This window comes from Xanthomonas sp. CFBP 8151, assembly GCF_011761885.1.
Taxonomy (GTDB): domain Bacteria; phylum Pseudomonadota; class Gammaproteobacteria; order Xanthomonadales; family Xanthomonadaceae; genus Xanthomonas; species Xanthomonas arboricola_B.
The window spans coordinates 1,416,586-1,429,998 of record NZ_JAASQZ010000001.1; the positions used below are offsets into that span (position 1 = coordinate 1,416,586).

Below are 13,413 nucleotides of genomic sequence, written 5' to 3' on the forward strand. Positions count from 1 at the left end.
CGGGAATTGGGAATGGGGAATCGTTGGAGCCGCGCGCTCCTTGGATTCCGTCCCCCAGGCCCGACACCCCGCTTTTGCGGTTCCCCATTCTCCATTTCCGATTCCCGGCCCCTCATGAAATTCTCTGAAAATTGGCTGCGCAGCCACGTTCCCATCCAGGCGAGCCGCGACGAGCTTGCCGCGACGCTGACGGCGATCGGTCTGGAGGTCGAAGAGGTCACGCCGTTGGGCGAGGCGCTGGGGCAGGTGGTGGTGGCGCGTATCGTCGAGGCGGTGCGTCATCCGGAAGCCGATCGTCTGCAGGTCTGCAGTGTCGATGCAGGGCAGGGCGAGTTGCTGCAGATCGTGTGTGGCGCGCCCAACGCGCGTGCCGGTCTGCTGGCGCCGTTGGCGCTGGTCGGTGCGCAGATCGGCGCGCTCACCATCACCGCGGCCAAGCTGCGCGGGGTGGCGTCCAACGGGATGCTGTGCTCGGCCAAGGAGCTGGGGCTGGACAGCGATGCGTCCGGTCTGTTCGAGCTGCCCGACGATGCGCCGGTGGGTCAGGCGCTGGCCGAGTATCTGGGCCTGCCCGATGCCAGCATCGAGATCAAGCTGACGCCCAATCGCGCCGACTGCTTCAGTGTGCGCGGCATCGCCTTCGATGTGGCGGCCGCCTGCGCCAGTGAAGTGGTGGCCTTCGATGCCGGTGCGGTGGCGCCGGTGTCGACGCGCACACTGGCGGTGGAATTGCATGCCGGCAACGCCGCGCCGCGTTATTGCGGACGGGTGATCGAAGGCATCGACCCGGCCGTGAAAACGCCGGTGTGGCTGGCCGAGCGGCTGCGTCGCAGCGGCGTGCGTCCGGTTTCGCTGCTGGTGGACATCACCCAGTACGTGATGCTGGAACTTGGCCAGCCGATGCATGCGTTCGATCTGGATACGCTGCAAGGCCCGATCGGCGTACGCCACTCGCGCGGCGGCGAGCAGCTGGCATTGCTGGACGGGCGTCAGGTCACGCTGGACGACAGCTTCCTGACCATCACCGATGCCGACCGCCCGATCGCATTGGCCGGTCTGATGGGCGGCCTGGATACCCGCGTCACCGAGACCACGCGCAACGTGTTCCTGGAGTCGGCGTACTTCGATCCGGCCGCGATCATGGGGCGTGGCCGCAAGTTCGGTCTGCATACCGATGCCGGCCATCGCTTCGAGCGTGGTGTGGATCCGGCATTGCCGCCGCAAGCGATCGAAGTGGCGACGCGGCTGGTGCTGGAACTGGCCGGTGGTACGCCCGGCCCGGTCGTGCATGCGCAATTGCCGCAGCATCTGCCGCAGCCGTCGCGCATCCTGTTGCGGCGTGTGCGGATCGCGCGCGTGCTCGGTATCCAGATCGACGATGCCGAGGTCGTGCGCATTCTGGGCGCGCTCGGCATGCAGCTCGAGTCGGTTGCCGAAGGCTGGCAGGTGATGGCGCCGAGCCGTCGCTTCGATATCGCCATCGAAGAGGATCTGATCGAGGAACTGGCGCGTATCCACGGGTACGACCGCGTGCCGACCACGCTGCCGGGTGGGGCGAGCCGGATTGCGATGCCGAGCGAAACCCAGCTCGATGAGCTCAGCGTGCGGCGCCAGCTGGTGGCGCGCGAGCTGCAGGAAACCATCAACTACGCTTTCGTCGACGCTACCTTGCTGCAGCGCTGGCAGCTGAGCGACGGCCTGGTGCCGTTGGCCAATCCGCTCAGCGCCGAGCTTGCGATCATGCGTCCGCGCCTGTTGCCGGGCCTGGTGGCGACGCTGGGCCGCAATGCCGCCCGCCAGGCCGGGCGGGTGCGCCTGTTCGAGCTGGGAAAGGTGTTCGCGGCCGCATCCGACGCCGGCGCTGCCCCACAGGAGTCGCAGCATGTCGCCGCGGCCGTGTGTGGCGATGCCCTGGCGCTGCAGTGGGGCGAGCCCGCGCGCAAGGTGGACTTCCATGATCTGAAGGGCGACCTGATGGCGCTGGCCGCGGCCAGTGGCGCGGTGCTGGAGTTCCAGCCTTCTGCCCGGCCCTTCGGGCATCCGGGGCGCTCGGCCGACATCCATCGCGACGGCGTCTGCATCGGCTGGATCGGGCAGGTGCATCCGCGCCTGGCCAAGGCGTTGGACATCGACGTGGATGTGATCGCGTTCGAGCTGGAACTGACGGCGTTGGTCAAACGTGCGCTGCCGCGTGCCGGCGAGCTGTCGCGGTTCCCCTCGGTACGTCGCGATCTGGCCTTCCTGGTGCCGGAAGAGGTGAGCTGGGCGGCGCTGTCGAGCAGCGTGCGCACCACCGTCGGGCCGTTGCTGCGCGAGGTGCAGCTGTTCGACCGCTATGTCGGGCAGGGGGTCGAGCCAGGTTTCAAGAGTCTGGCTATGGGCTTGATTTTGCAGGATAACTCGCGCACTCTCACCGACCGGGACGTCGACGCAGTCGTTGCCGATGCAGTGGCCGTGATCGAGCGCGAGCACCGCGCCCGGATCCGGAGTTGAGGCGGTAACCAGGGGATTGGCATGGCATTGACGAAAGCGGAGATGGCCGAACGTCTGTTCGACGAGGTCGGTCTGAACAAGCGCGAGGCAAAGGAATTTGTCGACGCGTTCTTCGATGTGCTGCGCGATGCGCTGGAGCAGGGCCGTCAGGTGAAGCTGTCCGGTTTCGGCAACTTCGATCTGCGGCGCAAGAATCAACGGCCCGGTCGCAATCCCAAGACCGGCGAGGAAATTCCGATCTCGGCGCGCACGGTGGTGACCTTCCGTCCGGGCCAGAAGCTCAAGGAGCGGGTGGAGGCTTATGCTGGATCCGGGCAGTAATCGCGAACTACCGCCAATCCCGGCCAAGCGCTACTTCACCATCGGCGAAGTCAGCGAGCTGTGCGACGTCAAGCCGCATGTGCTGCGCTATTGGGAAACCGAATTTCCGAGCCTGGAACCGGTCAAGCGGCGCGGCAACCGGCGCTACTACCAGCGCCACGACGTGCTGATGGTGCGCCAGATTCGTGGCCTGCTGTACGAGCAGGGCTACACCATCGGCGGCGCACGCCTGCGTCTGGAAGGCGATGGCGCCAAGAGCGAGTCGGCACTGAGCAACCAGATCATCAAGCAGGTGCGTATGGAACTGGAAGAGGTCCTGCAACTGTTGCGCCGCTAGGAAAACGCTTCACAAAGCCGCTATAATGGCAGGCCGCCATTGCGGCGGATGCAACATCTTCGGGGTATAGCGCAGCCTGGTAGCGCACTAGTCTGGGGGACTAGTGGTCGTCGGTTCGAATCCGGCTACCCCGACCAAATACGGAGCCCATGTCTTCACGGACATGGGCTTTTTTGTTGCGTCGCAACATGCGACTCCGGGCCTGTCAGGTACGTGACACGGTATGTCCATCGGCATACTGCACAGCAGCATGAAACCACCGGTCGAGCCCGTTTGTGTGCGGTTCTATGCGACGTGGACCTGGATCACGGAACGCTGCTAAGTATCCGAAAATGCTCTAAAACATTAGCGTCGGATCAGTACGTGGATCACGTTTTGTTAACGCGGCAACGACGAACTTGAATCAATAGGCCAACGCCGTCAAAAAAATGGCGAGCAGTGTCTTGCGATGCGTTGGTTCTATGCCATAGTGCACTGCAACACGTCACACCCGTCGTGATCCCGAGCATCTTGGGATGAATTTCTCTGTCGTACGTTCTTGCTGGCGCGTTGGCCGGTCGAGTGCTGCGCGAGGTCCTGTCCCACCCAACCGAGGCAGCCAGCCACACGCATGAAAAAACTGATCGGACGATTTTGCCAAGGCCTCAGCCTGGCGTTGATCTGCTCGATGGCACTGGGTGCATGCAGCACTGGTCCGAAGATGGCGGATTCCCTGCCGCTTCCGGATCCGCTGGCGATGTCCGCAGTGCAGCCGGAGTATCGACTCGCCCCAGGCGACTTGCTGTTGTTCAAGGTGTTCCAGGTCGACGATCTGGAGCGGCAGGTCCGCATCGATCAGAACGGCCACATCTCGCTGCCGTTGATCGGCGACGTCAAGGCGGCCGGTCTGGGCGTCGGAGAGCTGGAAAAACTGGTGGCAGAACGCTACGCCGCCGGCTATCTGCAACAGCCGCAGGTGTCGGTGTTCGTGCAGGAATCCAATGGTCGCCGGGTCACGGTGACCGGTGCGGTTGACGAGCCGGGTATCTATCCGGTGATCGGCGCCAACCTGACCCTGCAGCAGGCCATCGCGCAGGCCAAGGGTGTCAGCACGGTGGCCAGCCGCGGCAACGTCATTGTGTTCCGCACCGTCAACGGGCAAAAGATGATCGCCAGATTCGATCTGACCCAGATCGAGAAGGGGGCCAACCCGGACCCTGAGATCTACGGCGGCGACATCGTGGTGGTGTACCGCTCGGACGCACGCGTCTGGCTGCGCACCATGTTGGAACTGACCCCCCTTGTGATGGTGTGGCGCGCTTACCGATGAGCATGAATTCAGACAATCGTTCCTCCCCGTCTCATCGTCATGGGCATCTTGAGGTGGCCGACGTCGGCTTGCTCGACTACTGGCGCGCGCTGGTGTCGCAGCGCTGGCTGATCATTCTGATCACCGCCGCGGCAGTGGCGCTGGCTCTTGGCGTCACCCTGCTGATGCCGGAAAAATACCGCGCCACCAGCACGCTGCAGATCGAGCGCGACTCGCTCAACGTGGTGAATGTCGACAATCTGATGCCGGTGGAATCACCGCAGGATCGCGATTTCTACCAGACCCAGTACCAGCTGCTGCAGAGCCGTTCGTTGGCCCGCGCGGTGATCCGCGAAGCCAAGCTCGATCAGGAGCCGGCATTCAAGCAGCAGGTCGACGAAGCGCTTGAGAAGGCCGCTGCCAAGAATCCGGAAGCCGGTAAGTCGGTCGACTCGCGTCAGGCGATCGTCGAGCGCAGCCTGACCGATACCCTGCTGGCCGGACTGGTGGTCGAGCCGATCCTCAATTCGCGTCTGGTCTACGTCAATTACGATTCGCCGGATCCGGTGCTGGCTGCCAAGATCGCCAACACCTACACCAAGGTGTTCATTGTCAGTACCCAGGAACGCCGCATCAAGGCATCGTCGTTCGCGACCAAGTTCCTGGCCGAGCGCCTGGAGCAGTTGCGCGACAAGGTGGAGGACTCGGAAAAGGATCTGGTCTCCTATTCCACCGACGAGCAGATCGTGTCGGTAGGCGACGACAAGCCGTCGCTTCCGGCACAGAACCTGAGCGACCTCAATGCGATGTTGGCATCGGCGCAGGACACCCGCATCAAGGCAGAGGCCGCCTGGCGTCAAGTCAGCAGCGGTGACGCGATGTCGCTGCCACAGGTGCTGAGCAACCCGCTGATTCAGAGCCTGCGCGGCGAGCAGATCCGCTTGAACACCGATTATCAGCAGAAGCTGTCGACCTTCAAGCCGGACTATCCGGAAATGCAGCGCCTGAAGGCGCAGATCGAAGAGTCGCGTCGCCAGATCAATGGCGAGGTCATCAATATCCGCCAGTCGCTCAAGGCGACGTACGACGCGTCGGTGCATCAGGAGCAGTTGCTCAACCAGCGCATCGCCGGACTGCGGACCGATGAGCTGGACCTGCAGAGCCGCAGCATCCGCTACAACATGCTCAAGCGCGACGTCGATACCAACCGCCAGCTCTACGATGCGCTCCTGCAGCGCTACAAGGAGATCGGTGTGGCGAGCAACGTCGGATCCAACAACGTGACCATCGTCGATACCGCAGACGTGCCTACGTCGAAGACTTCGCCGAAACTCAAATTGAACCTCGCGTTGGGCTTCATCTTTGGCGTATTCCTGGGCGTGGCTGTGGCTCTTGTGCGCTACTTCCTGCGTGGCACGGCAGCGCAGACGCGGCTGGACTGACATCGTCGTGTTGCACAACGATGGTTAATTGAAGTGACAACTGATTCAGCGTGGAAAAGGGTGGATCCCGTATGTTTCGGGCTCCTTCGTTTGAAAGTTTGTCTCTGTTGAAACAAAGGGCTGTCGTGCGATCTGGGGTCGGTAGGTATTACCGCGGTGATCGTTCGACGGAGATGATTGAAAGCTCGCGTGCGATTCGTATGTTCCCCCGCATGCGCCGTATCGAGTTTGGAGGACATCCCCATGCTTTTGGCAGACTTGAGTAGCGCGACTTACACCACATCCTCGCCGCGATTGTTGTCCAAGTATTCGGCTGCAGCCGACCTGGTCCTGCGCGTCTTCGACCTCACCATGGTCGTGGTCTCCGGGCTGATCGCTTATCGCATCGTCTTCGGCTCCTGGGTGCCTGCGGCACCGTACCGGGTCGCCATCGCCACCACGCTGTTGTATTCGGTGATCTGCTTTGCGCTGTTCCCGCTGTATCGCAGCTGGCGCGGTCGCGGACTGTTGAGCGAGCTGATGGTGCTGGGTGGTGCCTTTGGCGGCGTGTTTGCGCTGTTCGCGGTGCACGCACTGATCGTGCAAGTGGGTGAGCAGGTCTCGCGCGGCTGGATTGGCCTGTGGTTTGTCGGTGGGCTGGCTTCGTTGGTGGCGGCCCGCACGGTGCTGCGCGGCTTCCTGAATCACCTGCGCACCCAGGGGGTGGACGTGCAACGCGTGGTGGTGGTGGGTTTGCGCCATCCGGTGATGAAGATCAATCACTACCTCAGCCGCAATCCCTGGGTCGGCATGAACCTGGTCGGCTACTTCCGCACGCCGTACGACATCGCCGTGACCGAGCAGCGTCAGTCGTTGCCGTGCTTGGGCGATCCGGACGCGCTGATCGAGTATCTGAAAGACAACCAGGTCGAGCAGGTATGGATCTCGCTGCCGCTGGGCGAACGTGACCACATCAAGCAGTTGCTGCAGCGTCTGGATCGCTATCCGATCAACGTGAAGCTGGTTCCGGACCTGTTCGACTTCGGTCTGTTGAACCAGTCCGGCGAGCAGATCGGCAATGTGCCGGTGATCAACCTGCGCCAGGGCGGCGTGGATCGCGACAACTACTTCGTGGTCGCCAAGGCCTTGCAGGACAAGATCCTGGCCGTGATCGCGCTGATGGGGCTGTGGCCGCTGATGGCAGCGATCGCCGTCGGTGTGAAGATGAGCTCGCCTGGTCCGGTGTTCTTCCGCCAGCGTCGCCATGGTCTGGGTGGGCGCGAGTTCTACATGTTCAAGTTCCGCTCAATGCGCGTGCATGACGACCATGGCACCACCATTCAGCAGGCGACCAAGAACGATACCCGTATTACCCGTTTCGGTGCGTTCCTGCGCCGCAGCAGCCTGGACGAGTTGCCGCAGATCTTCAACGTGCTCGGTGGCAGCATGTCGATCGTGGGGCCGCGCCCGCATGCCGCGCAGCACAACACCCATTACGAAAAGCTGATCAATCACTACATGCAGCGCCATTATGTCAAGCCGGGCATCACCGGTTGGGCGCAGGTCAATGGATTCCGTGGCGAAACTCCGGAGCTGCGCACGATGAAGAAGCGCATTCAGTACGACCTGGACTACATCCGTCGCTGGTCGTTGTGGCTGGATATCCGCATCATCGTGCTGACCGCAGTACGTGTGCTCGGACAGAAGACCGCGTACTGATGATGGCGGGGAGTGTGCGACCTGGCGCGCTGGGCGCCGCGGGCGGCTGCATCGCAGCCGTCCCCTTCAAGCAGGCGTCTGCATGCTGATCCGAATGAGCGACGAGGCCCGCGTTCGCTGGCACAACCTGCTGATCGAGCTGACGCTGCTGATCGGCGTCGGTTATAACCTGGTGCTGGCGCTGATCAACGCGAATGTGTTCACCGTACGTCCGGTGATCACCTACGCAGTCGAGTTCATCATCTACGCCGCATGTTTCCTGCTCGGGTTGGGTTCGCAGAGCCGCAAGCGCATCGCATTGATCATCAGCGGACTGGGGCTGATCGTTACCTTGATGTTCGTGCGCTTCCTGGTGAACTGGCAGATCGATCCGAAGTTCTTCCGCGACGCGTTGGTGGTGTTTGCGTTCGTGGTGCTTGGTTCGGCTTACACCGGGTCGGTGCCAAAACTGTTCGTGCGGATGACCATCATCGTGTCGCTGGTTGCAGCGTTCGAACTGGCGATGCCGAGCGCCTACGGCGATCTGGTCAATCCGAAGAGCTTCTTCGTCAACGCACGTGGCATGAGCGCGGAAGGGTTCTGGAACGAAGACAGCAACCTGTTCGTCAGCGCCACGCGACCGGGCGAGCGCAACTTCCTGCCGGGCTCCAATCTTCCCCGCGCCTCCTCGATGTTCATCGAGCCGGTGACGATGGGTAACTACATCTGCTTCTTTACCGCGATCGTGTTGGTGTTCTGGCGCTGGATGCGGCCGGCGATGCTGATTCTATCGGTCGGTTTGATCGGTTTCATGATCGTGGCCTCCGATGGCCGACTCGCGGCGGGCACCTGCGTATTGATGGTGCTGTTGTCGCCGCTGTTGAAACGTCTGGATCAACGGCTGGCGTTCCTGATTTTTCTGATCGTGATCATGACTGCGTGGTTGCTGGTGTGGATCACCGGAATCAGCGCCTATCAGGACACCACGATGGGCCGGGTATTTTTCACAGTCAATTCGATGAATAACCTGTCCTTCAACTCGTGGATGGGTCTGGATTTTGCGCAGGCGTATCGTTACTTCGACAGTGGCATCGCCTACTTCATCGCATCGCAGTCGATCGTCGGCGTGCTCGCATTCCTGCTGTCGTATTCATTCCTGTTGTTGATGCCGAGCAAGGAAGGGCAGCTGTTCAAGAACCTGGCGATCTTTGCGTTCGCACTGAGCCTGCTGGTATCCAACGGCTATTTTTCGATCAAGACGTCTGCATTGTGGTGGTTCGTGTGCGGCTGCCTGTGGCACATGCTGCCGACCTGGTCTGCTGCAACCGCTGCGCGCCTGCCCGGACAGGATCCGGCCGACGACGCGGCGCGATTGCCACTGTCCGCAGGAGGCGCGCGATGAGTGTGGCGGCAACGCAGGCACCCCGGCCGGTCGCACCGGTCGCCGGCGCGTCCGTTGCCACCGGCGGGCGCAGCCGCGACCCGCGTATCGACGCCGCCAAGGCCCTGGCGATTCTGCTGGTGGTGTTCTGCCACGCCAAGGGCGTGCCGCATGCAATGACGTTGTTTGCCTACAGCTTTCACGTGCCGCTGTTTTTCATGGTGTCCGGTTGGCTGGCGGCGGGCTATGCGTCGCGGACCACCGGCTTGCCGCAGACCATCGGCAAGCAGGCACGCAGTTTGTTGCTGCCGTATGTGACGTTCTATCTGCTCGGTTACGCATATTGGTTGCTGACGCGCAACATCGGCGAGAAGGCGGCGCGCTGGGGAAGCCACCCGTGGTGGGAGCCGATCGTGGCGATGTTCACCGGCATCGGCCCCGATTTGTATGTGCAGCCCCCGTTGTGGTTCCTGCCGGTGATGCTGGTGACGGTGCTGAGCTATGTGGTGTTGCGCCGCTGGATGTCGCCGGTGGTGATCGCGGTGGCATCGTTGATCCTGGCCTGGTGCTGGATGCGCTGGTTTCCGGGCCAGCAAGTGCGACTTTTTTTTGGCCTGGACGTCCTGCCGGTGTCGCTGTGCTTTTATGCGCTGGGCGCCCTGTTGATCCACGTTTCTGCACGTCTGCCGACCTCCTTGCCGGTGAGCGCGCTGGCGACGGTATTGCTGGCGCTGCCGGTGGCCTGGCTGGCTGATCGTAATGGCCGGATCGACGTCAACATGCTGGAGTTCGGCCGCAACCACGCCGGGTTTGTGGTCAGCGCAGTACTCGGCTCACTGATGGTGATCTGTGCCGCACGGTTGGTGCAGGGCTGGGCCTGGATACAGTGGATCGGCCGCAATACCTTGCTGATCCTGTGCACCCACATGCTGGTGTTCTTCGTGCTCTCCGGTGTCGCGGCGCTGGCCGGCGGATTCGGTGCCTCGCGTCCGGGGCTCGGCTGGGCAGTGTTCGTGACGGTATTTGCGCTGCTCGCGTGCGTGCCGCTGCGCTGGTTGCTGATGCGTTTTGCGCCGTGGACCCTGGGTGCCCGCCCGGTGGCGGCATGAGCGGCGCTGCACCATGACCACCGCGCCGTATTCCGACGCGGCCGGGCACGGCGGCCTGGGCGCCAAGGCCGCACCGGCGCCTGCGTTGACCCGCGATTGGCAGATCGATGCCGCAAAGGCGCTGGCCATCGTCCTGGTGGTGTTGGGGCATGCCAACGGCATGCCGGCCGGCTACAAGTTGTTCGCCTACAGTTTTCATGTGCCGCTGTTTTTCGTGCTGTCCGGCTGGGTGGGCGAGCGCTTCGGCCACCGCGCATTGACGGTGGCGACGATCGCGAAGTTGGCGCGCACGTTGCTGGTTCCCTATGTCGCGTTTTTCATGGTGGCCTACGCCTGCTGGTTGCTGATGGGAGTGACCAGCCGCGCGCCGCATCCATCGCATGTGCTGCCGTGGTGGGATCCGTTTGTCGGCCTGTTCTGGGCCAACGGCACACGCCTGTACGTGCTTCCGGCGTTGTGGTTCCTGCCGGCCTTGTTCGTCACCACGCTGGCCTATCTCGCCTTGCGCACGCGCCTGACGACGGCGGCCCTGGCTGCAGCCAGTCTGTTGCTCGCCTCGGCATGGGCGGGCTGGTTTCCGTCAGTGCACCTGCGGCTGCCGTTGGCGCTGGATGTATTGCCTGTTGCGCTGTTCTTCATCGCCGTGGGCGGATGGCTGTCGCGCTATGCCGATCCACTGCGGGCGCTTGGCGCCTCTTTCTGGGCGCCGGCACTGCCGGTGCTGGCGGCAGCGTGGTGGTGGCTGGCCGGATGGAACGGGCAGGTGGATGTGAACAATCTGCAGTTCGGGCGTTCCGCTGCGGTGTTCCTGCTGGTCAGCCTGCTGGGTACCGCAATGACATTGTGTGTGGCGTACTTCGTTCGACAGCGGCGTTGGCTGCAGTGGATCGGTGGCAATACCTTGCTGATCCTGTGCACGCACACATTGGTGTTTCTGGTGCTCACCAGTGTGGTGGCACGAACGGGCGTGACCGCTCGCAGCCTGATCGGCACACCGGCCTGGGCGATGGGTCTGAGCGCGTTTGCTGTCGCTGTCAGTGTGCCGATGCGTGCGGTGCTGATGCGCGTTGCGCCATGGATGTTGGGATTGAAACGTAAATGACGAGCTTCCAGAATGATCAGCCGAGCATGCAGATGTGTCTGCGTCGCTGGCACAGGAGATTGGCGTAATGAAAGTGGTGCATGTCGTCCGCCAATTCCATCCTTCGATCGGAGGCATGGAGGAAGTCGTTCTCAATGTGGCCCGGCAACACCAGGCCACCAGTGCCGATACGGTGGAGATCGTGACCCTGGATCGGGTGTTTACCGATCCGAGCGCGCAGCTTGCGGAGCAGGAGACACATCAGGGCTTGCCGATCCGACGCATCGGTTATCGCGGCTCGTCGCGTTATCCGTTGGCGCCGTCCGTGCTGAGCGCGATCCGCTCGGCCGATCTGGTGCATCTGCACGGCATCGATTTTTTCTACGACTATCTGGCGCTGACCAAGCCGCTGCATGGCAAGCCGATGGTGGTGTCCACGCACGGCGGCTTCTTCCACACCGCGTACGCCTCGCGGATGAAGCAGCTATGGTTTCAGACGCTCACCCGCACCTCGGCATTGGCGTATGCGCGGGTGATCGCAACCAGCGAGAACGACGGCGAGCTGTTCGCCAAGGTGGTCTCGCCGGCGCGTTTGCGGGTGATCGAAAACGGCGTGGACGTGGAAAAATACGCAGGGCAGGGCGCAGCGAGGCCGGGGCGGACCATGATGTATTTCGGCCGCTGGTCGGTGAACAAGGGCCTGATCGAAACCCTGGAGCTGCTGCAGGCGGTATTGCAACGTGATCCGCAGTGGCGGTTGATCATTGCAGGGCGCGAATACGACTTGAACGAGGCCGACCTGCGCAAGGCGATTGCCGAGCGGGGCTTGCAGGACAAGGTGCAACTCAGCATGTCGCCCTCGCAGGAGCAGCTGCGCAGCCTGATGCAGCAGGCGCAGTTCTTCGTCTGCCTGTCGCGCCATGAAGGCTTCGGCATCGCTGCGGTCGAGGCGATGAGTGCAGGCCTGATTCCGATCCTCAGCGACATCCCGCCATTCGTGCGACTTGCCAGCGAATCGGGCCAGGGCGTGATCGTCAACCGCGACCGGATCGATGCGGCCGCAGACCAGGTACAGGCGCTTGCGCTGCAGGCGGATGCGGATTTCGATACGCGTCGTGCAGCGTCCATGGCGTACGTGAGCCGCTACGACTGGAAGCATGTGGTCGGACGCTACGTCGACGAGTACCACACTGCGTTGGGCACGCGCGCTACCCGGGAGGCAGTGCGATGAGCGCGCCTGCAGCGGCAACGACTGCGCGGGCGAGCGCGCAGCAACAGGTCACCGTGCTGTTCTCCACGGAGAAGCCCAATGCCAGCACCAATCCATATCTGACCCAGCTTTACGCATCGCTGCCCGCCGCAGTGCAGCCGCGCTTCTTTTCGATGCGCGATGCGCTGCTGTCGCGCTACGACGTGCTGCATCTGCATTGGCCGGAATATCTGTTGCGCCATCCCAGTGCGGTCGGCACCCTGGCAAAACAGGTGTGTGCGACGCTGTTGCTGCTCAAGCTGCAGCTGACCGGCACGCCGGTGGTGCGTACCTTGCACAACCTGGCGCCGCACGAAGATCGTGGCTGGCGCGAACGCGGCCTGTTGCGCTGGATCGATCGGCTGACGCGCCGCTGGATCCGCATCAACGCGACCACGCCGCCGCGGCCGCCCTTCACCGACACCATCCTGCACGGCCATTATCGCGAGTGGTTTGCGAAGATGCCGCAAGGCACGCCGGTTCCTGGGCGGTTGCTGCACTTCGGCCTGATTCGCCCGTACAAGGGTGTGGAAACGCTGCTGGAGGTGATGCGTCAGGTCGACGATCCGCGCCTGAAGCTGCGTATCGTCGGCAACCCGGCCACGCCGCAGATGCGCAGCCTGGTGGAGGAGGCCTGCGCGCAGGATCCGCGTATGAGCGCCTTGCTGGCCTATGTCGAAGAACCGGTGCTGGCACGCGAAGTCAGCGAGGCCGAGTTGGTGGTGCTGCCGTACCGGCAGATGCACAACTCCGGCACCTTGTTGCTGGCGTTGTCGCTGGCGCGCCCGGTGCTGGCACCGTGGAGCGAATCCAACGCGGCGATTGCCGACGAAGTGGGGCCGGGTTGGGTGTTTCTCTACGAGGGCGAATTCGATGCGGCATTGCTGACCGGCATGCTGGACCAAGTGCGCGCCGCGTCGCGCGGCCCGGCGCCGGATCTCTCGCAACGTGACTGGCCACGGATCGGACAGCTGCACTACCGCACCTACCTGGAAGCGCTCGGCAAGCATGGAGACGCCGCGCTGTGACCGCAGA

11 protein-coding genes and 1 tRNA gene are annotated in these 13,413 nt (G+C 63.0%); all 12 read left to right on the plus strand.

Translation table 11 applies throughout. From position 1 onward, the window contains the following. The first annotated feature begins 114 nt into the window (after positions 1–114). A complete protein-coding gene (pheT, locus tag FHT08_RS06025) occupies positions 115–2,493 on the plus strand; it encodes a phenylalanine--tRNA ligase subunit beta (protein WP_166774550.1) in 2,379 nt (792 codons plus the stop codon). 21 nt (positions 2,494–2,514) lie between these two features. Further along, the gene (locus tag FHT08_RS06030; protein ID WP_002811076.1) at positions 2,515–2,814 is read left to right on the plus strand and encodes an integration host factor subunit alpha; all 300 of its coding nucleotides are present in this window, start codon (positions 2,515–2,517) and stop codon (positions 2,812–2,814) included. Beyond that, the gene (locus FHT08_RS06035; protein ID WP_005995911.1) at positions 2,795–3,151 is read left to right on the plus strand and encodes a MerR family transcriptional regulator; all 357 of its coding nucleotides are present in this window, start codon (positions 2,795–2,797) and stop codon (positions 3,149–3,151) included. The genes FHT08_RS06030 and FHT08_RS06035 overlap by 20 nt, the downstream gene beginning before the upstream one ends. A gap of 60 nt (positions 3,152–3,211) precedes the next feature. Next, positions 3,212–3,288: transfer RNA gene (locus FHT08_RS06040), tRNA-Pro, on the plus strand. Between the two features lie 473 nt (positions 3,289–3,761). Next, positions 3,762–4,460: a polysaccharide biosynthesis/export family protein gene (locus tag FHT08_RS06045; RefSeq protein WP_016903310.1), complete on the plus strand. Its 699-nt coding sequence runs from the start codon at positions 3,762–3,764 to the stop codon at positions 4,458–4,460. Beyond that, the gene (locus tag FHT08_RS06050; protein WP_181100829.1) at positions 4,442–5,881 is read left to right on the plus strand and encodes a GumC family protein; all 1,440 of its coding nucleotides are present in this window, start codon (positions 4,442–4,444) and stop codon (positions 5,879–5,881) included. Before FHT08_RS06045 ends, FHT08_RS06050 begins: the two co-directional genes overlap by 19 nt. Positions 5,882–6,124: 243 nt before the next feature. After that, entirely contained in the window at positions 6,125–7,579 is a 1,455-nt protein-coding gene (locus FHT08_RS06055; protein ID WP_039522126.1) for an undecaprenyl-phosphate glucose phosphotransferase, read from the plus strand. Between the two features lie 94 nt (positions 7,580–7,673). After that, the gene (locus FHT08_RS06060; RefSeq protein ID WP_166774782.1) at positions 7,674–8,960 is read left to right on the plus strand and encodes a polysaccharide biosynthesis protein GumE; all 1,287 of its coding nucleotides are present in this window, start codon (positions 7,674–7,676) and stop codon (positions 8,958–8,960) included. After that, a complete protein-coding gene (locus FHT08_RS06065) occupies positions 8,957–10,048 on the plus strand; it encodes an acyltransferase family protein (protein WP_166774551.1) in 1,092 nt (363 codons plus the stop codon). Before FHT08_RS06060 ends, FHT08_RS06065 begins: the two co-directional genes overlap by 4 nt. Continuing rightward, the gene (locus FHT08_RS06070) at positions 10,026–11,150 is read left to right on the plus strand and encodes an acyltransferase family protein (RefSeq protein WP_343204132.1); all 1,125 of its coding nucleotides are present in this window, start codon (positions 10,026–10,028) and stop codon (positions 11,148–11,150) included. Before FHT08_RS06065 ends, FHT08_RS06070 begins: the two co-directional genes overlap by 23 nt. A gap of 67 nt (positions 11,151–11,217) precedes the next feature. After that, the gene (locus tag FHT08_RS06075) at positions 11,218–12,360 is read left to right on the plus strand and encodes a glycosyltransferase family 4 protein (RefSeq protein WP_104606491.1); all 1,143 of its coding nucleotides are present in this window, start codon (positions 11,218–11,220) and stop codon (positions 12,358–12,360) included. Then, a complete protein-coding gene (locus tag FHT08_RS06080; RefSeq protein WP_166774553.1) occupies positions 12,357–13,406 on the plus strand; it encodes a glycosyltransferase in 1,050 nt (349 codons plus the stop codon). The genes FHT08_RS06075 and FHT08_RS06080 overlap by 4 nt, the downstream gene beginning before the upstream one ends. Positions 13,407–13,413 lie beyond the last annotated feature (7 nt).

What these genes read in the sequence shown, in the direction of transcription:
- FHT08_RS06060 (WP_166774782.1), top strand. Translation starts at nt 7,674, where the DNA reads ATGAGCGACGAGGCCCGCGTTCGCTGGCACAACCTGCTGATCGAGCTG.
- FHT08_RS06030 (WP_002811076.1), top strand. Translation starts at nt 2,515, where the DNA reads ATGGCATTGACGAAAGCGGAGATGGCCGAACGTCTGTTCGACGAGGTC.
- FHT08_RS06055 (WP_039522126.1), top strand. Translation starts at nt 6,125, where the DNA reads ATGCTTTTGGCAGACTTGAGTAGCGCGACTTACACCACATCCTCGCCG.
- pheT (WP_166774550.1), top strand. Translation starts at nt 115, where the DNA reads ATGAAATTCTCTGAAAATTGGCTGCGCAGCCACGTTCCCATCCAGGCG.
- FHT08_RS06035 (WP_005995911.1), top strand. Translation starts at nt 2,795, where the DNA reads ATGCTGGATCCGGGCAGTAATCGCGAACTACCGCCAATCCCGGCCAAG.
- FHT08_RS06065 (WP_166774551.1), top strand. Translation starts at nt 8,957, where the DNA reads ATGAGTGTGGCGGCAACGCAGGCACCCCGGCCGGTCGCACCGGTCGCC.
- FHT08_RS06045 (WP_016903310.1), top strand. Translation starts at nt 3,762, where the DNA reads ATGAAAAAACTGATCGGACGATTTTGCCAAGGCCTCAGCCTGGCGTTG.
- FHT08_RS06075 (WP_104606491.1), top strand. Translation starts at nt 11,218, where the DNA reads ATGAAAGTGGTGCATGTCGTCCGCCAATTCCATCCTTCGATCGGAGGC.
- FHT08_RS06080 (WP_166774553.1), top strand. Translation starts at nt 12,357, where the DNA reads ATGAGCGCGCCTGCAGCGGCAACGACTGCGCGGGCGAGCGCGCAGCAA.